Source organism: Entomohabitans teleogrylli (assembly GCF_001484765.1).
GTDB lineage: Bacteria > Pseudomonadota > Gammaproteobacteria > Enterobacterales > Enterobacteriaceae > Entomohabitans > Entomohabitans teleogrylli.
On record NZ_KQ947380.1, the window covers coordinates 167,574 to 186,386 of the forward strand.

Here is an 18,813-nt window from a genome sequence, read left to right on the forward strand (position 1 = left end):
GCAGGAGAAAACATTATGTCGCAACAGGCAACACTGATTCTGATAAACGGGCAATTCCATACCCTTGACCGGGAAAATCCCCGGGTACAGGCGCTGGCTATCCAGGGCGGCAAGATTCTGGCCGTCGGCAGCGAGGCGTATGTGATGAGTTTCGCCGCGCCGCACACGCAGATCGTCGATCTGCAGGGGCATTGTGTCATTCCGGGCCTTAATGACTCACACCTGCATCTGATTCGCGGCGGGCTGAACTATAACCTGGAACTGCGCTGGGAAGGGGTACCATCGCTGGCGGACGCTCTGCGGATGTTGAAAGATCAGGCGCAGAGAACGCCGTCGCCCCAGTGGGTGCGGGTGGTTGGCGGCTGGTCGGAATTTCAGTTCGCCGAACGGCGGATGCCGACTATTGATGAACTGAACGCCGCGGCGCCCGATACGCCGGTGTTCGTGCTGCACCTTTACGATCGCGCGTTACTGAACCGCGCCGCCCTGAAAGCGGTGGGGTATACCCGGGAGACGCCGGATCCGCACGGTGGCGAAATCGTTCGCGACAGCCAGGGGAATCCGACAGGGATGCTGATAGCGAAGCCGAACGCCATGATCCTCTACGCCACGCTGGCGAAAGGGCCGAAGCTGCCGCTGGAAATGCAGATTAATTCCACCCGCCAGTTTATGCGCGAACTGAACCGGCTTGGCGTCACCAGCGCCATTGACGCCGGCGGCGGTTTTCAGAACTACCCGGAAGATTATCAAATCATTGAGCAACTGCACGCGGAAGATCAGATGACGGTGCGTATTGCCTACAACCTGTTCACGCAGCGCCCGCAGCAGGAGCTGGAGGATTTTGCAACGTGGACCGATATGTTGGCGCCGGGGCAGGGGAGCGACTTTTACCGCGCCAACGGGGCCGGGGAGATGCTGGTCTTTTCCGCCGCCGATTTTGAAGATTTCCTGCAGCCGCGGCCCGATCTGCCGCCGGGGATGGAGGAGGAACTGGAGCGGGTGGTACGTCACCTGGTGGAAAATCGCTGGCCGTTCCGCCTGCATGCCACCTATAACGAATCCATCAGCCGCATGCTGGATGTATTCGAGAAGGTTAACCGGGAGATTCCGTTCGATGGCCTGCAGTGGTTTTTTGACCACGCGGAAACCATCACCGAACAAAATATTGAGCGGGTAAAGGCGCTGGGCGGCGGCATTGCAGTACAGCACCGGATGGCATTCCAGGGGGAGTATTTCGTGGAACGCTACGGCCAGGAAGCGGTTAAGCAGACGCCGCCGGTGGCGAAGATGCTGGCGATGGACGTGCCGGTAGGACTTGGGACCGATGCGACCCGGGTGGCCAGCTATAACCCGTGGACGGCGCTATACTGGCTGGTGTCCGGGCGTACAGTGGGGGGAATGGCGATGTATGACGACAATAACCGCCTGTCCCGCGAGGTGGCGCTGGAACTGTGGACCGCCGGCAGCGCATGGTTTTCCAGCGAACAGGGGAAAAAAGGCCGTCTTCAGGCCGGGCAACTGGCCGACGTGGTGGTGCTGTCGCAGGACTACTTCAGCGTAGCGGAAGAGGAGATCAAGGGAATTGAATCGGTCATGACGCTGGTAAACGGAAAGGTGGTATATGCCGCCGGCGCCTTTAGCCCGCTGACGCCGCCGCCAATCCCGGTGCTGCCGGAATGGTCGCCGGTGGTCAAGGTCCCGGGGCACTATCGTGCGGCGCCGCCGGTGAGCGCTAAAAGCGGGGTGATGGCGCAGGCGCACCAGTGCTGTGGCAGTTGTAACGTTCACGGCCATCAGCACGACATCGCCCGTCGCTCCACGGTGCCGGTTGCCGATGAGCAGGCATTCTGGGGCGTGCTGGGCTGCTCGTGTTTTGCTTTCTGAGACCCGGCAAGTCACCGCCGCCCGCTGGCCGGGCTGCGGTTCTCCTCAATGCGCAGCCACATTCGATAACCGACGCTACAGGGATTTGCTGCTGGCCAGCGCCATCATGCGTGGATAAAACTGCCAGAATAACCGCTCCAGCCCGGCATAGTGGGCGTCCAGATCCTGCCAGGAGTCGCTCAGAGCGGCCAGCTTCGGGCGCCGCGCCGCCATACCGTTGAGGACGCGGGCGATAAACGCCATATCCTGGTAACGCTCCAGCCAGCGCTCGCGCCACATATAGTCGTTTAGATTCACAAATCGCTGCGGCGCGTACGCCAGCGCCGGCATGATTTCGCTTTGCGCCTGGCGGATAAAATCGGCCAGTTCCAGCTCGGGCGATAGCTGCGCCCAGTGGCGTGAGACAAAATGGTCCCACATCACGTCGAGACTGATTGGAGAGACGCGGCGCGTGGCCGGGCGAAACCACTCCCGGGCCTCTTTGACTTCCGGTAAACCGTCGGTCATGGCATCAATACGCCGGTGCATATAAATACCGGATACTACCCGCGGCGGCCAGGCGTCGTCAGGATTGCCGCGCACAAAATCCGCCAACAGATTACCGAGCAGCGAACTGTGCGCCAGATGCGCGAGATGCAGATGAGCAAGAAAATTCATATCGATCCTGACTGAAAAGAGAGCCAAAGCGGCTTAGCTGTTGCAGGGAGGTCGCCCCGGCACTAGACTATACCGCCTGTTTTTCGTTGCCGTCGACAGGCGTACTGGTCAGTTACCCGCCGCGCGGGGCCGGCCGCAATCATGATGCCTGTCCGTCAGGCTCCAGTTATAGTGAATACCCATGCGCGTTGCCGATTTTTCTTTCGAACTACCCGAATCCCTTATCGCCCATTATCCCCAGGCAAACCGCAGCGCCTGCCGCCTGTTGTCGCTGGACGGGCCGACCGGGGCGTTAACTCATGGCACTTTCACCGATCTGCTCGATAAGCTCAACCCCGGAGATTTGCTGGTTTTTAACAATACCCGGGTGATCCCGGCGCGGTTGTTTGGCCGTAAAGCCAGCGGCGGGCGTATCGAAATGCTGGTCGAGCGGATGCTCGACGACAAGCGCGTACTGGCTCATATCCGGGCCTCGAAAGCGCCGAAGCCGGGGGCGGAACTGCTGCTTGGCGATGATGAAAGTGTAAGCGCCACTATGGTGGCGCGCCAGGACGCGCTGTTCGAAGTGCAGTTTAACGACCCGCGCAGCGTGCTGGATATCCTGAATCAGGCCGGCCATATGCCGCTGCCGCCGTATATCGACCGTCCGGATGAAGAGGCGGATCGCGAGCTATACCAGACGGTATACAGTGAAAAACCCGGCGCCGTCGCGGCGCCTACCGCCGGTTTGCATTTTGATGAGCCGCTGCTGGCGGCGCTGCGCGCTAAAGGCGTGGAGATGGCGTTTGTCACCCTGCACGTCGGGGCCGGGACTTTTCAGCCGGTGCGGGTAGAGAGTATTGAAGACCACACCATGCATTCGGAATATGCCGAGGTGCCCCGGGACGTGGTGGATGCGGTACTGGCCTGTAAAGCGCGCGGCAACCGGGTGATCGCGGTGGGCACCACGTCTGTGCGTTCGCTGGAAAGCGCGGCCCAGGCCGCCAGCGATGCGCTGATTGCGCCGTTTTTCGGCGATACGCAGATTTTTATCTATCCAGGCTATCAGTACCGGATTATTGATGCGCTGGTAACCAATTTCCACCTGCCGGAGTCGACCCTGATCATGCTGGTTTCCGCCTTTGCCGGCTATCGCCACACTCTGCATGCCTATCATCAGGCGGTCAAAGAGCAATATCGCTTTTTTAGCTACGGAGATGCGATGTTTATCACCTACAATCCGCAGGCGATTAACGAACGTCCTTAATAAAAAAGGTGAATTTTAACCCGGGTAACGCTCGCTATCTTCCGGCGCAGCGTGTACGCTCCCGGGCTGCGCATTGCTCTGTGCCGGAATGCCGGTCGATGCGCCTGATTTTTCGCGCGGTGGGATTAACCCGCGGCGTTTTGTTAACCATCAGACTGTGTCTCTGATGCTGGAGGAAACGTGAAATTTGAACTCGATACCACCGACGGTCGCGCCCGCCGCGGCCGCCTGGTATTTGATCGCGGCGTCGTGGAGACGCCGGCCTTTATGCCCGTTGGTACTTATGGCACCGTCAAAGGGATGACGCCGGAAGAGGTAGAAGCCACCGGCGCGCAAATTATCCTCGGTAATACTTTCCACCTGTGGCTGCGCCCGGGGCAGGAAATCATGAAACTGCACGGCGATCTGCATGACTTTATGCAGTGGAAGGGTCCTATTCTCACCGACTCCGGCGGTTTTCAGGTGTTCAGCCTCGGGGATATCCGTAAAATTACTGAAGCAGGCGTGCATTTTCGCAACCCCATCAACGGCGATCCGATTTTCCTCGATCCGGAAAAATCCATGGAGATTCAGTACGATCTGGGCTCCGATATTGTGATGATCTTCGACGAATGTACGCCGTACCCGGCGGACCGGGATTATGCGCGCCGTTCGATGGAAATGTCCCTGCGCTGGGCAAAACGCAGCCGTGACCGTTTTGATGCGTTGCATAATCCCAATGCGCTGTTCGGGATTATTCAGGGCAGCGTTTACGAAGATTTACGCGATATCTCAGTAAAAGGTCTGGTAGAGATAGGCTTTGATGGCTACGCTGTCGGCGGCCTGGCCGTTGGCGAGCCGAAAGAGGACATGCACCGGATTCTTGAGCATGTTTGCCCGCAGATCCCGGCGGATAAGCCGCGCTATCTGATGGGGGTCGGTAAGCCGGAGGATTTGGTGGAAGGCGTTCGGCGCGGTATTGATATGTTTGACTGCGTCATGCCTACCCGCAACGCGCGCAATGGTCATCTGTTTGTGACCAATGGTGTGGTAAAAATCCGTAACGCGAAATATAAGAGCGATACTTCACCGCTGGATGAAGATTGTGATTGCTATACGTGTCGCAATTATTCGCGCGCCTACTTGCATCATCTCGATCGTTGCAACGAAATATTGGGTGCTCGTCTGAACACGATTCATAACCTGCGCTACTATCAGCGTTTGATGGCGGGTTTACGCAAGGCTATTGAAGAGGGTAAATTAGAGCACTTTGTCGCGGATTTTTACGCCCGGACAGGTAAACCGGTTCCACCTTTGAACGTTGATTAATTAATAATGAGGGAATTTTAATGAGCTTTTTCATTTCTGATGCGGTTGCTGCCACAGGTGCTCCGGCGCAGGGTAGCCCGATGTCACTGATTCTTATGCTGGTGGTTTTCGGTCTGATTTTCTATTTCATGATCCTGCGTCCTCAGCAGAAACGTACCAAAGAGCATAAGAAACTGATGGACTCCATCGCCAAAGGCGATGAAGTGCTGACCAACGGCGGTCTGGTTGGCCGCGTCACCAAAGTGGGTGAAAACGGTTATATCTCCATCGCGCTGAACGACACTAACGAAGTGGTCATTAAGCGTGATTTCGTCGCAGCGGTTCTGCCGAAAGGCACCATGAAGGCGCTGTAATTTTTTGTTTTCCCTAAGGGAACTGCCGTGTTAAACCGTTATCCTTTGTGGAAGTACATCATGCTGATCGTCGTTATCGTGGTCGGCCTGTTGTATGCGCTTCCCAACCTGTATGGTGAGGATCCGGCTGTTCAGATCACTGGCGCGCGCGGCGTCGCCGCCAGTGAGCAAACGCTGATCCAGGTACAGAACACCTTAAAAGAAGAAAATATCACCGCGAAGTCGATAGCGCTGGAACAGGGCGCTATTCTGGCGCGTTTTGATTCCACCGATACGCAACTGCGCGCTCGTGAAGCGATGATGAGCGTATTGGGTGATAAATACGTCGTGGCGCTTAACCTTGCGCCGGCGACCCCGCGCTGGCTGTCCGCCATTTACGCCGAGCCGATGAAGCTCGGTCTCGATCTGCGCGGCGGCGTTCACTTCCTGATGGAAGTGGATATGGAAACCGCGCTGGGTAAACTCCAGGAACAGAATATCGACAGTCTGCGCAGCGACCTGCGTGAAAAAGGCATTGTCTGGACTAACGTCCGCAAGACCGATAACTACGGCGTAGGGATCACTTTCCGCGACGCTAAATCCCGTGACGACGCTATCAGCTATCTGCAGTCGCGCCATCGGGATCTGGTGATCTCCAGCCAGGGGAGCACCGGTCTGGCGGCGGTGATGTCTGATGAACGTCTGCGCGAAGCCCGCGAATACGCGGTGCAGCAGAACATCAATATCCTGCGTAACCGCGTTAACCAGCTCGGCGTTGCTGAACCGCTGGTGCAGCGTCAGGGCGCCGACCGCATTGTGGTTGAGCTGCCGGGTATCCAGGATACCGCGCGCGCGAAAGAGATCCTTGGCGCAACCGCAACGCTGGAATTCCGTCTGGTGAATACCAACGTCGATCAGGCTGCCGCCACTTCCGGGCGCGTGCCGGGCGACTCTGAGATTAAGCAGACCCGTGAAGGCCAGCCGGTAGTGCTGTTCAAGCGGGTGATCCTCACCGGCGACCACATTACCGACTCAACCTCCAGTCAGGATGAGTACAACCAGCCGCAGGTCAATATCTCCCTCGACAGCGCTGGCGGTAACATCATGTCGAACTTCACCAAGGACAATATCGGCAAACCGATGGCGACCCTGTTCGTGGAGTATAAAGACAGCGGTAAGAAAGACGCCAACGGTCGTGCGGTACTGGTGAAGCAGGAAGAGGTGATTAACGTCGCCAATATCCAGTCTCGTCTGGGGAGCAGCTTCCGTATCACCGGTATCAACAACCCGAATGAAGCGCGCCAGCTTTCGCTGCTGCTGCGCGCCGGCGCGCTGATTGCGCCGATTCAGATTGTTGAAGAGCGCACCATCGGCCCGACGCTGGGGATGCAGAACATCAAGCAGGGTCTGGAAGCCTGTTTGTGGGGTCTGGTGGCCTCTATCGTCTTTATGGTGTTCTTCTATAAGAAATTTGGTCTGATCGCCACGACGGCGCTGATCGCCAACCTGGTGTTGATTGTCGGGGTAATGTCCCTGCTGCCGGGGGCGACGCTGACGATGCCGGGGATTGCCGGTATCGTGCTGACGCTGGCGGTGGCGGTGGACGCCAACGTACTGATAAACGAACGTATTAAGGAAGAGCTTAAGAACGGTCGTTCGGTGCAGCAGGCGATCCACGAAGGTTACAACGGCGCGTTCAGCTCAATCGTTGACGCCAACCTGACGACGTTGATTACTGCCGTAATTCTGTATGCTGTCGGTACTGGTTCCATTAAGGGCTTTGCTATCACCACCGCTATCGGTGTGGCGACCTCAATGTTTACCGCTATCGTCGGTACCCGTGCCATCGTAAACCTGTTGTACGGCGGCAAACGCATCAACAAGCTGTCTATCTGAGGAGTGCGTTGTGGCACAGGATTATACTGTTGAACAATTGAACCACGGCCGTAAAGTCCATGACTTTATGCGCTGGGATACGCTGGCCTTCACCATTTCTGGCCTGTTACTGCTGGCGTCGGTGATTATCATGGGCGTACGCGGCTTTAACTGGGGCCTGGATTTCACTGGCGGTACGGTGATTGAAATCACGCTGGAAAAACCGGCGGAGATGGATGTCATGCGCGATGCGCTGGAGAAAGCCGGCTTCGCCGATCCGCTATTGCAGAACTTTGGCAGCAGCCGCGACGTGATGGTGCGTATGCCTCCGGTTCAGGGGGAAGCGGGCGGCCAGGAGCTGGGCAATAAGGTTATCAGCGTTATCAACGAAGCGACCAGCCAGCAGGGTACGGTAAAGCGGATTGAGTTCGTCGGACCAAGCGTTGGCGCGGATCTGGCCCAGGCCGGTAGCATGGCGCTGCTGGTGGCGTTGATCTGTATCCTGATTTACGTCGGGTTCCGCTTTGAATGGCGCCTGGCGCTGGGGGCGGTACTGGCGCTGGCGCACGACGTGGTGATTACCATGGGGGTGCTGTCGTTATTCCATATTGAGATTGACCTGACCATCATCGCGTCGCTGATGTCGGTTATCGGTTACTCACTTAACGACAGCATCGTGGTGTCGGACCGTATTCGTGAGAATTTCCGCAAGATTCGCCGCGGTACGCCTTACGAAATCTTTAACGTCTCCCTGACTCAGACCCTGAGCCGTACCCTGATGACCTCCGGTACCACGTTGGTGGTGGTACTGATGCTGTACATCTTCGGCGGCGCGATGCTGGAAGGCTTCTCGCTGACCATGCTGATCGGGGTGTCGATTGGTACTATCTCCTCTATTTATGTTGCTTCGGCGCTGGCGCTGAAGATGGGCATGAAGCGCGAGCACATGCTGCAGCAGAAAGTCGAGAAAGAAGGGGCGGATCAGCCATCCATTCTGCCGTAATCGCCGATCCTTCCGCCTGAAAAACCGCAGCGCTTCGGCCCTGCGGTTTTTTTATCCCTCAGCAAGGCGAGTTGCGCAGTAACAGCGGCAATCCATGGCGTTATCGGCGGCAGGGCAGCGTACTACCAATAAAAAGGCCGCAAGGGAGCTCCTTCCGGCCTGTGTCATTGTCGGGAAATCCCGGGATCAGAAGTTGTAGCCTGCCACCAGGTACCAACCCCAGCCGGTGGATTTCACGTTGAAGTTGCCGCTGCCGAAGTTCAGCTCCGCGCCATCGTTCCACTGACCGCCGTTATGGAAATAACGTGCAACCACCGAGTAGTGCCAGTGATCATAGTTCAGCGCCAGAATATGGCTGGAAGCGATGGAATCGCCGGTGCGCGCCTTCCTGCCGTTCAGATCGCGGAAGTCGTTGTCCCCGAGATCGGAGCCCCAGTCGAAGTTGGTGAAGCCGATATAGCTCAGGTTACCCCCCCACAACTGGGTAATCGGCACGAAGTACTTCACTTTAAAGCGGTAGCCGTCCCACTCGTTTTCATTGGCGGCGCCGTAGTTCTGCCACTGGTATTTGGCATACACATTCAGCGACAGGCTCATCGGCAGGCCGGTGTCGATATCGGTCCCGAGACCCATATACCAGGTGCTCTGGCGGCCGGATTTATTGCGGCCCATGTCGTAGATGTAGTTGTTGGCGAAATACCACTCTTTAAACGGGCCGAAACTCAGGTCGGCGCCGGTCAGCTTATCAATTGAGAAACGCGGCTCAATTTCCATAAACAGCGGCGAACCGTGGTTCCAGATACCGCGGGCATTACTGTCGCCGCCGAAGAAGCGCGGCGCATCAATGTAGCCATAAAAGTCGAACCAGTCTTTTTTGGCAAAGGCTTCATATTCCAGGTAGGTGTCGTTACGTAATTGCGGCCCGAAGCGGGTGTGGTAACTGCCCACGACATTGACGCTCTGGTGCCACCAGTCAGAGAGGAATTCCCCTTTGCTGTCATTTTCAGCTGCGTTGGCAGCGTAAGAGCCGGTAAGCGCCAGCGCGGCGCCGGCAGCGAGGACTATTTTTTTCATCTTTTGCCACTGTTTAATGTGTTAACCCAAGGCGGGAGTGAAATATCAGGGAACGTTTTTCTACTCCGGGAAATATCACGGCTATTATAGAAATGACTGCTCACAAAAATATGTGTTGTTTCACATTTTTACCATAAGCGTAATCGATTGCGTTCACGTTTATGCCAATGTAAAGCGCAAAATTCTACTCATAAGCCAGCATGAAGCAAATTTTTATGGAATCAAAAAATTTTGTTACTTTTTAAATGTGATAGAGATCATGTTTTGCGCTATGGCTGGCGATGCCGTTCAGGGCCGCAGCACACTGCGGCCCGTGGGCGAGGGTATCAGTTGACGGGTTGTACATCGTGGAGTCGGACAAAGCCGAGGCGCTGGGGAGAAATCCCCTCCAGGCGCAGCGGGACCGCTATTTCGCTCGGGACCCGCAGGCTGGCCGGCAACTGAATTATCTGGCGCTGTACATTTACTTCCTGATAGTGCTCCAGCGTGCCCTGTAGCTCTCCCCATTCGACCTCAGCGCTGAAGGCCGGCAACGGTTGATTATCCGGGCCATGAATCGTCAGAGTGGTCTGGCTACCGTTTTCCCCGGCGACCACCTGGCTTAATGCCAGGCGCAGCGTACCAATCTGGCTGTCCAGCAGCGCGGGCCCATTGGCTCCAGGCAGCAGCCAGGCGCCGACGGTGGAGTGCGCGTTGAGGGTGTTCTGCTGGCCGAGTTTAATGCTCTGTTCGCTCAGCCGGGTCATCTGCTGGTCAAGAGCGCGAATCTCGTGGCTGACCTGACTGACCGGCGGCTGTTGGGCGCAGGCTGTCAGCAGCAGCCACAGGGCGGGCAGGGTGATTTTCAGGTAAGTGACTGGTCTCATAAGTAATTTTCCTGTCTGATTTCCGGGGAACATGGTAGCCTGTGGGCGCCGGAAAATCAGCGATCCTTTGTCTCAAAGGGCGGTGTAATTTTGCTGTCCGGCGGGTTAGGGGTAAACTGGTTATCATTTGTCAGAGGTCAGGAAACGCTATGCATTGCCCATTTTGTTCTGCCGTGGACACCAAAGTGATTGACTCTCGTCTGGTCGGAGAGGGGGCTTCGGTTCGTCGGCGCCGTCAGTGCCTGGTCTGCCATGAGCGCTTTACCACCTTTGAAGTGGCCGAATTGGTGATGCCGCGGGTAATCAAAAGCAATGATGTGCGCGAACCCTTCAACGAAGACAAACTGCGTAGCGGTATGCTCAAAGCTCTGGAAAAGCGTCCGGTCAGCGCAGATGATGTCGAAATGGCCCTTAATCATATCAAAACCCAGCTGCGCGGCACCGGCGAGCGCGAAGTGCCGAGTAAACTGATTGGCAACCTGGTGATGGAACAGTTGAAAAAGCTGGATAAAGTTGCCTATGTACGCTTTGCATCGGTATACCGCAGCTTTGAGGATATTCGCGAATTCGGCGAAGAGATCGCCCGGTTACAGGATTAGTCCTCATGCAAGATGAATTCTATATGGCGCGGGCGCTGGAACTGGCGCGCCGCGGCCGTTTTACTACTCACCCTAATCCCCGGGTCGGCTGCGTGATAGTGCGCGACGGTCAGATTGTCGGCGAAGGTTTTCACTACCGCGCCGGCGAGCCGCACGCCGAAGTACACGCTCTGCGCATGGCGGGTGACAAAGCCCGCGGCGCGACGGCCTATGTGACGCTGGAGCCGTGCAGCCATCACGGTCGCACACCGCCATGCTGCGAAGCGCTGATCGCCGCTGGTGTGGCGCGGGTGGTCGCGGCGATGCAGGATCCCAATCCCCAGGTGGCGGGACGCGGACTCTACCGCTTGCAGCAGGAAGGGATCGACGTCAGTCACGGTCTGATGATGAGCGAGGCGGAAGCCCTTAACCGCGGTTTTCTCAAGCGGATGCGCACCGGCTTTCCGTGGGTACAGGTTAAACTCGGAGCGTCTCTCGACGGTCGTACCGCGATGGCCAGCGGCGAGAGTCAGTGGATCACCTCCGCGGAATCGCGACGCGATGTGCAGCGCTTCAGAGCGCAAAGTGCGGCTATTCTTACCAGTAGCGCCACTGTGCTGGCGGACGATCCCTCCCTGACCGTACGCTGGGATGAGCTGGACGCCGATACTCGCGCCGACTACCCGCGCGACGAACTGCGCCAGCCGCTGCGTATTGTGCTGGACAGTAAAAATCGTATCACGCCTGAACAGCGCATTGTTCACCAGCCCGGCGAGACGTGGCTGGCGCGCGTCCGGGCTGATAATAACGTCTGGCCGCAAGGCGTTGAACAATTTATGGTGCCTGAGCATAACGGTCATATCGATCTGGTTGCGCTGATGATGTTGCTCGGAAAGCGCCAGATCAATACTGTGTGGGTGGAAGCCGGTCCACAGCTGGCGGGCGCTCTGTTACAGGCTGGCGTGGTGGACGAGTTACTGGTCTACATGGCGCCGAAACTGCTGGGTAATGAGGCGCGCGGGCTGTGCGCGCTGCCCGGACTTGAGCGACTGGCCGACGCTCCTGCTTTGCGGTTTGACGATGTTCGGCAAATCGGTCCCGATCTGCGCCTGCGGTTAATCCCGCTGTAAGCTGGCGGAAAACGTAAGCAGCAGATAAAAGATTATGGTAAAATCCGCCCCCCTCAGGGGGGACTGAACCCGTTAAGGATAAGTATGAACATTATTGAAGCTAACGTTGCTGCCCCGGACGCCCGTATCGCCATCACCATTGCGCGTTTTAACAACTTCATCAATGACAGCCTGCTGGACGGCGCGGTGGATGCCCTCAAGCGTATCGGCCAGGTGAAAGACGCCAACATCACGGTAGTCTGGGTGCCTGGCGCCTATGAGCTGCCGCTGGCGGCCGGCGCGCTGGCCAAATCGGGCAAATACGATGCGGTTGTCGCGCTGGGTACCGTGATTCGCGGCGGCACCGCCCACTTTGAATATGTGGCCGGCGGCGCCAGCAACGGTTTGTCCCACGTGGCCCAGGAGGCCGGTATTCCGGTCGCTTTTGGCGTATTGACCACGGAAAGTATTGAACAGGCCATCGAACGCGCTGGTACTAAAGCCGGTAATAAAGGCGCCGAAGCGGCGCTGACCGCGCTGGAAATGATTAATGTGTTAAAAGCCATCAAGGCTTGATTTTAGTAAGGGGAATTTTGTGAAACCTGCTGCTCGTCACCGCGCCCGCGAGTGCGCCGTCCAGGCGCTGTACTCCTGGCAGTTATCCAGAAACGACATCGCCGATGTTGAATACCAGTTCCTGGCGGAACAGGACGTAAAAGATGTGGACGTCAACTATTTCCGCGAGCTGCTGGCCGGTGTGGCAACGAACAGCGCCTACCTTGACGGGTTAATGCAGCCCTGGCTGTCCCGCCAGTTGGATGAGCTGGGTCAGGTAGAAAAGGCGGTGCTGCGTATTGCGCTCTATGAGTTAGCCAAACGCGCCGATGTGCCTTACAAAGTGGCCATCAACGAGGCGATCGAACTGGCGAAAACCTTCGGCGCCGAGGACAGCCACAAATTTGTTAACGGCGTACTCGACAAGGCTGCCCCACAAATTCGTCCCCACAAGAAGTAATGACAGGGCCGGGCTATCCGGCCTTCGTTTCTTTTACCCCCTGCTGAGGCAAAACCTATGGCATGCGGCGAATTTTCACTGATTACCCGCTACTTCGATCGCGTCCGAAATGCCCGGCGCGATGTGGAAACCGGCATTGGCGATGACTGCGCGCTGTTGATCGTTCCGGAAAAGCAGGTACTGGCGATCAGTACCGATACACTGGTCTGCGGGATTCACTTCCTGGAGGATATCGATCCCCGGGATCTCGGCTATAAAGCGCTGGCGGTAAATCTGAGCGATCTGGCGGCGATGGGCGCCGATCCGGCCTGGCTGACGCTGGCGCTGACCCTGCCGGATATCGACGAGGTGTGGCTGGAAGCCTTCAGCGACAGTCTGTTTGAACTGCTGAATTACTATGATATGCAGCTTATCGGCGGCGATACCACACGCGGTCCGCTGGCGATGACGCTGGGGATCCACGGTCTGGTGCCGGCGGGGCGCGCCCTGAAGCGCAGCGGCGCCCGGCCGGGCGACTGGATCTATGTCACCGGTACCCCGGGGGACAGCGCCGCCGGGCTGGCGATACTCCAGCAGCGTTTGCAGGGGGCGTCGCCAGAGCAGGCGGATTATCTGGTGAAACGCCATTTGCGCCCCACGCCGCGCATTCTTCATGGTCAGGCGTTGCGCGACCTGGCAAGCAGCGCTATTGATCTTTCCGACGGCCTGGTCTCCGATCTCGGGCATATTCTGGCCGCCAGTCAGTGCGGCGCCAGAGTGGATGTCGATACGTTACCGCTTTCCGCGCCGCTGCGCGCCTGCGTTGAACCGCAGCAGGCGCTGCGCTGGGCGCTGGCGGGGGGCGAGGATTATGAGCTGTGCTTTACAGTGCCGGAGATGAACCGCGGCGCGGTGGATGTGGCTCTCAGCAATCTTGGCGTGCCGGTTACCTGCATTGGGCAGATTGTCGCCCCTTCAGAGGGGTTACAGTTTGTGCGCGACGGGCTGCCGGTACAATTTGACTGGAAAGGTTATGATCACTTCGCAACCTCATAAGGATGTGGCGAAAAGCCGTCTGCGTCTGAGCAATCCCTGGCATTTACTGGCCACCGGGTTTGGCAGCGGCCTGAGTCCGGTAGTGCCCGGCACCATGGGATCGCTGGCGGCGATCCCCTTCTGGTGCCTGCTCATTTTATTGCCCTGGCAGCTCTATTCGCTGGCTATCATGCTTGGTATTTGTATCGGCGTTTATTTGTGCCACGTAACCGCCCGGGACATGGGCGTTCACGATCACGGCAGTATTGTCTGGGATGAGTTTATCGGTATGTGGATCACTCTGATGGCGCTGCCGGTCAATAACTGGCAGTGGGTGCTGACAGGGTTTGTGGTGTTCCGGGTTTTCGATATGTGGAAGCCGTGGCCGATCCGCTGGTTCGATCGCAATGTTCATGGCGGCATGGGGATCATGGTGGATGATATCGTCGCCGGGGTGATCTCCGCCGGGATTATTTATCTGATCGGCCACTACTGGCCTGTCGGCCTGCTGTAAAGAGCGGCGCAGAACCCGCGCGCCAGGGCCAGAAAACGATGCTTTCTGGCCTTTTGCGTTTGCAGGCTACTTAAAGCCCACTACGTGATGGGGACGGTATACCGTTTCCAGTTCGGCGACTTCCTGCTCAGTAAGGGTTAAATCGGGGGCCTCGAGCAGTTCATCCAACTGTTCCTGGCGCGAAGCGCCAATGATCGGCGCGGCAATGGCTGGTTTACTCAGTAGCCAGGCCAGCGCGACCTGGGCGCGGGTCGCGCCCCTTTCCCGCGCTACGTTCGCCAGCCGCCCGGCGATTTGCGCATCGTTGTCTTCACTGTCCTGGTACAGGGTTTTACCAAATTCATCCGAGACCACCCGGGCGGTCGTCTCCCCCCACGGGCGGGTGAGACGCCCGCGGGCCAGCGGGCTCCACGGGATCACCGCGACCCCTTCTGCGTAGCACAGCGGCAGCATTTCCCGCTCCTCTTCGCGCTGGATCAGGTTGTACTGATCCTGCATAGTGACAAAGCGAATCCAGCCGTGTCTGTCCTGGGTGTATAACGCTTTGGCGAACTGCCATGCGTACATTGAGGAGGCGCCGATATAGCGCGCTTTGCCGGCTTTGACGACGTCATGCAGAGCTTCCAGGGTCTCTTCCAGCGGGGTGTTGTAGTCCCAGCGGTGGATTTGCAGCAGATCGACATAATCCATGCCCAGCCGGCGCAGACTGTCATCAATTGAGCGCAGGATCTGCGCCCGGGACAGTCCTTCAGCCAGGTCGCCTGTCTGATGGTAGACTTTGGTCGCCACCACCACGTCATCGCGACGGGCAAAATCTTTCAGCGCCCGGCCGACGATCTCTTCGCTGCTGCCGTCGGAATAGCTATTAGCGGTATCGAAGAAGTTGATGCCTTTTTCCAGCGCGCGCTGAATAATCGGGCGACTGCTCTCTTCCGGCAGTGTCCAGGCGTGTTTACCCCGGGTCGGTTCGCCGAAGGTCATACAGCCGAGGCACAGCCGGGAGACCCGCAGGTCGGTGTTTCCTAACGTGTTGTATTGCATAGTGCCACTCCTGCTGATTCAGGGACATCTTTACATCATAGCAGGAGCGGCGGCAGAGGATCAGGCGAGCCAGTCACGTATCCGCGACAGCATACCTTCGGCGTTTAGGCCTATATCGGCGCGGATCTCGTCCTGAGTGCCCTGGGGAATAAAGTAATCCGGCAGGCCGATATTCAGTACCGGCACCGCCCGACGGTGGGCCATCAGGAGTTCGTTGACCCCGCTACCGGCGCCGCCCATGACGGCGTTCTCTTCAATGGTCACCAGCGATTCGTGGCTGGCAGCCAGTTCAAGGATCAGCGCTTTATCAAGCGGCTTAACGAAACGCATATCCACCAGCGTAGCATTAAGGGTTTCCGCAACATGCTGCGCTTCCGGCAACAGGGTGCCGAAATTGAGCAGGGCGATGCCTGCGCCGCGACGTTTGACGACCCCTTTACCGACAGGCAACGCCTCCAGCGCCGTCAGTTCCACTCCCAGCGCGTTGCCGCGCGGATAGCGCACCACGCTCGGACCGGACTCATAGTGATAGCCGGTGTACAGCATCTGGCGACACTCATTTTCATCGCTTGGCGTCATGATCACCATGTCGGGAATGCAGCGCAGGAAAGAGAGATCGAAGGCTCCCTGGTGGGTCTGGCCATCGGCGCCGACAATCCCGGCGCGATCGATGGCGAACAACACCGGCAGTTTCTGGATCGCGACATCGTGGATCAACTGATCGTAGGCGCGCTGCAGGAATGTCGAATAGATAGCCACCACCGGTTTACAGCCGCCAATCGCCAGGCCGGCGGCGAAGGTAACGGCATGCTGTTCGGCAATAGCGACGTCAAAGTACTGATCCGGATACTGGCGGGAAAATTCCACCATCCCGGATCCTTCGCGCATTGCGGGAGTGATAGCCATCAGCCGCGGGTCACCGGCGGCCATTTCGCATAGCCAGTCGCCGAAAATTTTCGAGTAGCTCGGCTGGCCGCCACTGCTTTTCGGCAACTGCCCGCTTTGCGGATCGAAGCGCGGTACGGCGTGGAAGGTGATCGGATCTTTTTCCGCTGGCGCGTAGCCGCGGCCTTTCTTGGTCATGATATGCAGAAACTGCGGACCTTTCAGATCGCGCATGTTCTTCAGGGTGTTGACCAGGCCGAGGACATCGTGGCCGTCCACCGGGCCGATATAGTTAAAACCCAGCTCTTCGAACAGGGTGCCCGGCACCACCATTCCCTTGATATGCTCTTCGGTGCGCTTGAGCAGTTCCTTAATCGGCGGAACGCCGGAGAACACCTTTTTGCCCCCTTCGCGCAGGGAGGAGTAAAGCTTCCCGGAGAGCAACTGCGCCAGGTGATTATTCAGAGCGCCGACATTCTCGGAAATCGACATCTCATTATCGTTCAGGATCACCAGCATATCCGGACGAATGTCGCCGGCATGGTTCATTGCCTCAAACGCCATACCTGCGGTAATCGCGCCGTCGCCGATAACGCACACAGTACGCCGCGATTTCCCCTCTTTCTGGGCCGCGACGGCGACCCCCAGACCGGCGCTGATAGAGGTCGATGAGTGCCCAACGCTTAATACGTCATATTCGCTTTCGTCGCGCCACGGGAACGGATGCAGCCCGCCTTTCTGGCGGATAGTGCCGATTTTGTCCCGGCGTCCGGTGAGGATTTTATGCGGATAAGCCTGGTGTCCCACGTCCCAGATAAGCTGGTCGAATGGGGTGTTATAGACGTAGTGCAGGGCAACGGTCAGTTCAACCGTACCAAGACCGGAGGCAAAATGGCCGCTGGAGCGACTGACGCTGTCGAGCAGGTAGCGGCGCAACTCATCGCACAGCTTAGGCAGGCTCTCTTTCGGCAGCAGTCGCAATTCCTGGGTGGATTCCACCAGGGCCAGGGTCGGGTATTTGGCGATATCAAAACTCATCAGAGACTCATTATGGTGTTATTTATCCCGCTGGATTATATAACTCGCCAGCGCTTCCAGCGTTGACGTGTCCAGAGATTGTTCTGTCAGGCCTTTCAGGGCCAGCATAGCTTCATCATACAGCGCCTGGGCTTTGGCGCGGGCCTGTTCCAGACCGAGCAGCGCCGGATAAGTGCTCTTGCCATGCTGCTGATCGGCGCCCTGGCGTTTGCCGAGAGTGGCGGTGTCGCCAATAACGTCCAGAATATCGTCCTGGACCTGGAAGGCGAGGCCGATATTTTCCGCAAAGCGGTCGAGCAGCGGCAGCGCCTGCTGGCCGCGTTCCCCGGCGCTCAGGGCGCCAAGGCGCACCGCGGCGCGGATCAGGGCACCGGTTTTATGGCGGTGGATTCGCTCCAGTTGCGCCAGCGAGGCCGACTGGCCTTCCGCCGCTAAATCCAGCGCCTGGCCGCCGCACATTCCCGCTACGCCGCTGGCGCTGGCCAGTTCAGAAACCATCGCCAGTCGAAAATGAATATCCACGCCGTCCATCGGCGCATCTGTCAGTATAGAAAACGCCAGCGTTTGCAGCGCGTCACCGGCGAGAATAGCGCTCGCTTCGCCATAGCGGATATGGCAGGTGGGCTGGCCGCGGCGTAAATCATCGTCGTCCATGGCCGGGAGATCGTCATGAATCAGCGAATAAGCGTGAATACACTCCACGGCGGCGGCCGGCGCGTCCAGCACGCTGTCAGCGACGCTGAACATTCTACCAGTCGCGTAGACCAGAAAAGGGCGTAGGCGCTTGCCTCCCAGCAGTGTGCCATAGCGCATCGCCTCAACCAGAAGACTGTTCTGAAACGGTAGCGGCGCCAGGAAACGCTGCAGCGCCTCGTTGGCCTGGTCGGCGCAGGCCTGTAGTTGGTGCTTAAAATCCATTACTCATCATCCGGCGTGAAAGGCGTCAGGGGCGCGTCTTCGCTTTCCGACAATAAAATCTGTACCCGCTGTTCGGCCTGCTGCAGTTTCATCTGGCCCTGGCGCGCTAACTGGACGCCGCGTTCGAATTCGTTCAGCGCCTCTTCAAGGGGTAGGTCGCCGCTTTCCAGACGGGTGACTATCTGCTCCAGATCCTGTAATGCGGTTTCGAAACTGGCCGGGGCGTCATTTTTCTTCGGCATAGCAAATGTCTGACTCTATATGTTAGGGATACCCGGATGGTATCTGTACAGTTATTGATCACGGTTCAGATGATTCTTAACACCTGAGCGCCCGCGTTTTATGGCGATATCGCCATGGTAACGGAGTCAGGATGATAATCAAATATACCCAAAAGGGTTGGCTGTGTGCGCAATCTCACAACGGTGGTATACTTGCGCGCTTCGGATGCAGGCG

19 protein-coding genes are annotated in these 18,813 nt (G+C 57.8%); 12 read left to right on the top strand and 7 right to left on the bottom strand.

Annotated elements, in window-relative coordinates; all coding sequences use genetic code 11:
• Window positions 1-15 precede the first annotated feature (15 nt).
• The gene (locus AQ981_RS09570; protein ID WP_058911516.1) at window positions 16-1,884 is read left to right on the top strand and encodes an amidohydrolase; all 1,869 of its coding nucleotides are present in this window, start codon (window positions 16-18) and stop codon (window positions 1,882-1,884) included.
• Between the two features lie 75 nt (window positions 1,885-1,959).
• Here AQ981_RS09570 and acpH read toward each other — a convergent pair whose 3' ends face one another.
• Window positions 1,960-2,541 (bottom strand): ACP phosphodiesterase, encoded by a 582-nt coding sequence (acpH, locus tag AQ981_RS09575; protein WP_058911517.1) that lies wholly within the window; start codon window positions 2,539-2,541, stop codon window positions 1,960-1,962.
• A gap of 181 nt (window positions 2,542-2,722) precedes the next feature.
• Here acpH and queA point away from each other — a divergent pair, with 181 nt between their 5' ends.
• From queA to secF, 5 genes are all read left to right on the top strand, one after another.
• Window positions 2,723-3,787, top strand: a complete 1,065-nt coding sequence (gene queA, locus AQ981_RS09580; RefSeq protein ID WP_058911518.1) for a tRNA preQ1(34) S-adenosylmethionine ribosyltransferase-isomerase QueA — start codon at window positions 2,723-2,725, stop codon at window positions 3,785-3,787.
• Window positions 3,788-3,967: 180 nt separating this feature from the next.
• Entirely contained in the window at window positions 3,968-5,095 is a 1,128-nt protein-coding gene (gene tgt / locus AQ981_RS09585) for a tRNA guanosine(34) transglycosylase Tgt (protein ID WP_058911519.1), read from the top strand.
• A gap of 20 nt (window positions 5,096-5,115) precedes the next feature.
• Window positions 5,116-5,448 (top strand): preprotein translocase subunit YajC, encoded by a 333-nt coding sequence (gene yajC / locus AQ981_RS09590; protein ID WP_058911520.1) that lies wholly within the window; start codon window positions 5,116-5,118, stop codon window positions 5,446-5,448.
• A gap of 27 nt (window positions 5,449-5,475) precedes the next feature.
• Complete coding sequence (secD, locus tag AQ981_RS09595) at window positions 5,476-7,323, top strand: protein translocase subunit SecD (protein ID WP_071608853.1); 1,848 nt, start codon at window positions 5,476-5,478, stop codon at window positions 7,321-7,323.
• A 10-nt stretch (window positions 7,324-7,333) separates the two neighbouring features.
• The gene (gene secF, locus AQ981_RS09600) at window positions 7,334-8,305 is read left to right on the top strand and encodes a protein translocase subunit SecF (RefSeq protein ID WP_058911522.1); all 972 of its coding nucleotides are present in this window, start codon (window positions 7,334-7,336) and stop codon (window positions 8,303-8,305) included.
• A 186-nt stretch (window positions 8,306-8,491) separates the two neighbouring features.
• Here secF and AQ981_RS09605 read toward each other — a convergent pair whose 3' ends face one another.
• Window positions 8,492-9,379 carry a nucleoside-specific channel-forming protein Tsx gene (locus AQ981_RS09605; RefSeq protein WP_058911523.1) on the bottom strand — a complete coding sequence of 296 codons (888 nt, stop codon included), beginning with the start codon at window positions 9,377-9,379 and terminating at the stop codon, window positions 8,492-8,494.
• 326 nt (window positions 9,380-9,705) lie between these two features.
• A complete protein-coding gene (locus AQ981_RS09615) occupies window positions 9,706-10,245 on the bottom strand; it encodes a SadB/YajI family lipoprotein (protein WP_058911525.1) in 540 nt (179 codons plus the stop codon).
• A gap of 149 nt (window positions 10,246-10,394) precedes the next feature.
• On the opposite strand from AQ981_RS09615, the gene nrdR reads away from it, so the two are divergent.
• The 6 genes from nrdR to pgpA all read left to right on the top strand — a co-directional run bounded on the left by nrdR (window position 10,395) and on the right by pgpA (window position 14,475).
• Window positions 10,395-10,844 carry a transcriptional regulator NrdR gene (gene nrdR / locus AQ981_RS09620; protein ID WP_058911526.1) on the top strand — a complete coding sequence of 150 codons (450 nt, stop codon included), beginning with the start codon at window positions 10,395-10,397 and terminating at the stop codon, window positions 10,842-10,844.
• Between the two features lie 5 nt (window positions 10,845-10,849).
• A complete protein-coding gene (ribD, locus tag AQ981_RS09625; protein ID WP_058911527.1) occupies window positions 10,850-11,953 on the top strand; it encodes a bifunctional diaminohydroxyphosphoribosylaminopyrimidine deaminase/5-amino-6-(5-phosphoribosylamino)uracil reductase RibD in 1,104 nt (367 codons plus the stop codon).
• 84 nt (window positions 11,954-12,037) lie between these two features.
• A complete protein-coding gene (gene ribH / locus AQ981_RS09630) occupies window positions 12,038-12,508 on the top strand; it encodes a 6,7-dimethyl-8-ribityllumazine synthase (protein ID WP_058911528.1) in 471 nt (156 codons plus the stop codon).
• Between the two features lie 19 nt (window positions 12,509-12,527).
• Window positions 12,528-12,947, top strand: a complete 420-nt coding sequence (gene nusB / locus AQ981_RS09635; protein WP_058911529.1) for a transcription antitermination factor NusB — start codon at window positions 12,528-12,530, stop codon at window positions 12,945-12,947.
• Window positions 12,948-13,004: 57 nt separating this feature from the next.
• Window positions 13,005-13,982: a thiamine-phosphate kinase gene (gene thiL, locus AQ981_RS09640; protein WP_058911530.1), complete on the top strand. Its 978-nt coding sequence runs from the start codon at window positions 13,005-13,007 to the stop codon at window positions 13,980-13,982.
• Complete coding sequence (gene pgpA, locus AQ981_RS09645) at window positions 13,960-14,475, top strand: phosphatidylglycerophosphatase A (RefSeq protein ID WP_058911531.1); 516 nt, start codon at window positions 13,960-13,962, stop codon at window positions 14,473-14,475. Before thiL ends, pgpA begins: the two co-directional genes overlap by 23 nt.
• Before the next feature lie 66 nt (window positions 14,476-14,541).
• Here the strand turns inward: pgpA and AQ981_RS09650 are convergent, their stop codons facing one another.
• The 4 genes from AQ981_RS09650 to xseB are packed head-to-tail and all read right to left on the bottom strand — an operon-like array spanning window position 14,542 to window position 18,599.
• Window positions 14,542-15,516, bottom strand: a complete 975-nt coding sequence (locus AQ981_RS09650; RefSeq protein ID WP_058911532.1) for an aldo/keto reductase — start codon at window positions 15,514-15,516, stop codon at window positions 14,542-14,544.
• Window positions 15,517-15,576: 60 nt separating this feature from the next.
• Complete coding sequence (gene dxs, locus AQ981_RS09655) at window positions 15,577-17,439, bottom strand: 1-deoxy-D-xylulose-5-phosphate synthase (protein ID WP_058911533.1); 1,863 nt, start codon at window positions 17,437-17,439, stop codon at window positions 15,577-15,579.
• An 18-nt stretch (window positions 17,440-17,457) separates the two neighbouring features.
• Complete coding sequence (ispA, locus tag AQ981_RS09660) at window positions 17,458-18,357, bottom strand: (2E,6E)-farnesyl diphosphate synthase (protein ID WP_058911534.1); 900 nt, start codon at window positions 18,355-18,357, stop codon at window positions 17,458-17,460.
• A complete protein-coding gene (gene xseB / locus AQ981_RS09665) occupies window positions 18,357-18,599 on the bottom strand; it encodes an exodeoxyribonuclease VII small subunit (protein WP_058911535.1) in 243 nt (80 codons plus the stop codon). Before xseB ends, ispA begins: the two co-directional genes overlap by 1 nt.
• Between the last annotated feature and the right edge of the window lie 214 nt (window positions 18,600-18,813).

What these genes read in the sequence shown, in the direction of transcription:
- AQ981_RS09570 (WP_058911516.1), top strand. Translation starts at nt 16, where the DNA reads ATGTCGCAACAGGCAACACTGATTCTGATAAACGGGCAATTCCATACC.
- acpH (WP_058911517.1), bottom strand. Translation starts at nt 2,541, where the DNA reads ATGAATTTTCTTGCTCATCTGCATCTCGCGCATCTGGCGCACAGTTCG.
- queA (WP_058911518.1), top strand. Translation starts at nt 2,723, where the DNA reads ATGCGCGTTGCCGATTTTTCTTTCGAACTACCCGAATCCCTTATCGCC.
- yajC (WP_058911520.1), top strand. Translation starts at nt 5,116, where the DNA reads ATGAGCTTTTTCATTTCTGATGCGGTTGCTGCCACAGGTGCTCCGGCG.
- AQ981_RS09605 (WP_058911523.1), bottom strand. Translation starts at nt 9,379, where the DNA reads ATGAAAAAAATAGTCCTCGCTGCCGGCGCCGCGCTGGCGCTTACCGGC.
- AQ981_RS09615 (WP_058911525.1), bottom strand. Translation starts at nt 10,245, where the DNA reads ATGAGACCAGTCACTTACCTGAAAATCACCCTGCCCGCCCTGTGGCTG.
- nrdR (WP_058911526.1), top strand. Translation starts at nt 10,395, where the DNA reads ATGCATTGCCCATTTTGTTCTGCCGTGGACACCAAAGTGATTGACTCT.
- ribD (WP_058911527.1), top strand. Translation starts at nt 10,850, where the DNA reads ATGCAAGATGAATTCTATATGGCGCGGGCGCTGGAACTGGCGCGCCGC.
- ribH (WP_058911528.1), top strand. Translation starts at nt 12,038, where the DNA reads ATGAACATTATTGAAGCTAACGTTGCTGCCCCGGACGCCCGTATCGCC.
- thiL (WP_058911530.1), top strand. Translation starts at nt 13,005, where the DNA reads ATGGCATGCGGCGAATTTTCACTGATTACCCGCTACTTCGATCGCGTC.
- pgpA (WP_058911531.1), top strand. Translation starts at nt 13,960, where the DNA reads ATGATCACTTCGCAACCTCATAAGGATGTGGCGAAAAGCCGTCTGCGT.
- AQ981_RS09650 (WP_058911532.1), bottom strand. Translation starts at nt 15,516, where the DNA reads ATGCAATACAACACGTTAGGAAACACCGACCTGCGGGTCTCCCGGCTG.
- dxs (WP_058911533.1), bottom strand. Translation starts at nt 17,439, where the DNA reads ATGAGTTTTGATATCGCCAAATACCCGACCCTGGCCCTGGTGGAATCC.
- ispA (WP_058911534.1), bottom strand. Translation starts at nt 18,357, where the DNA reads ATGGATTTTAAGCACCAACTACAGGCCTGCGCCGACCAGGCCAACGAG.
- xseB (WP_058911535.1), bottom strand. Translation starts at nt 18,599, where the DNA reads ATGCCGAAGAAAAATGACGCCCCGGCCAGTTTCGAAACCGCATTACAG.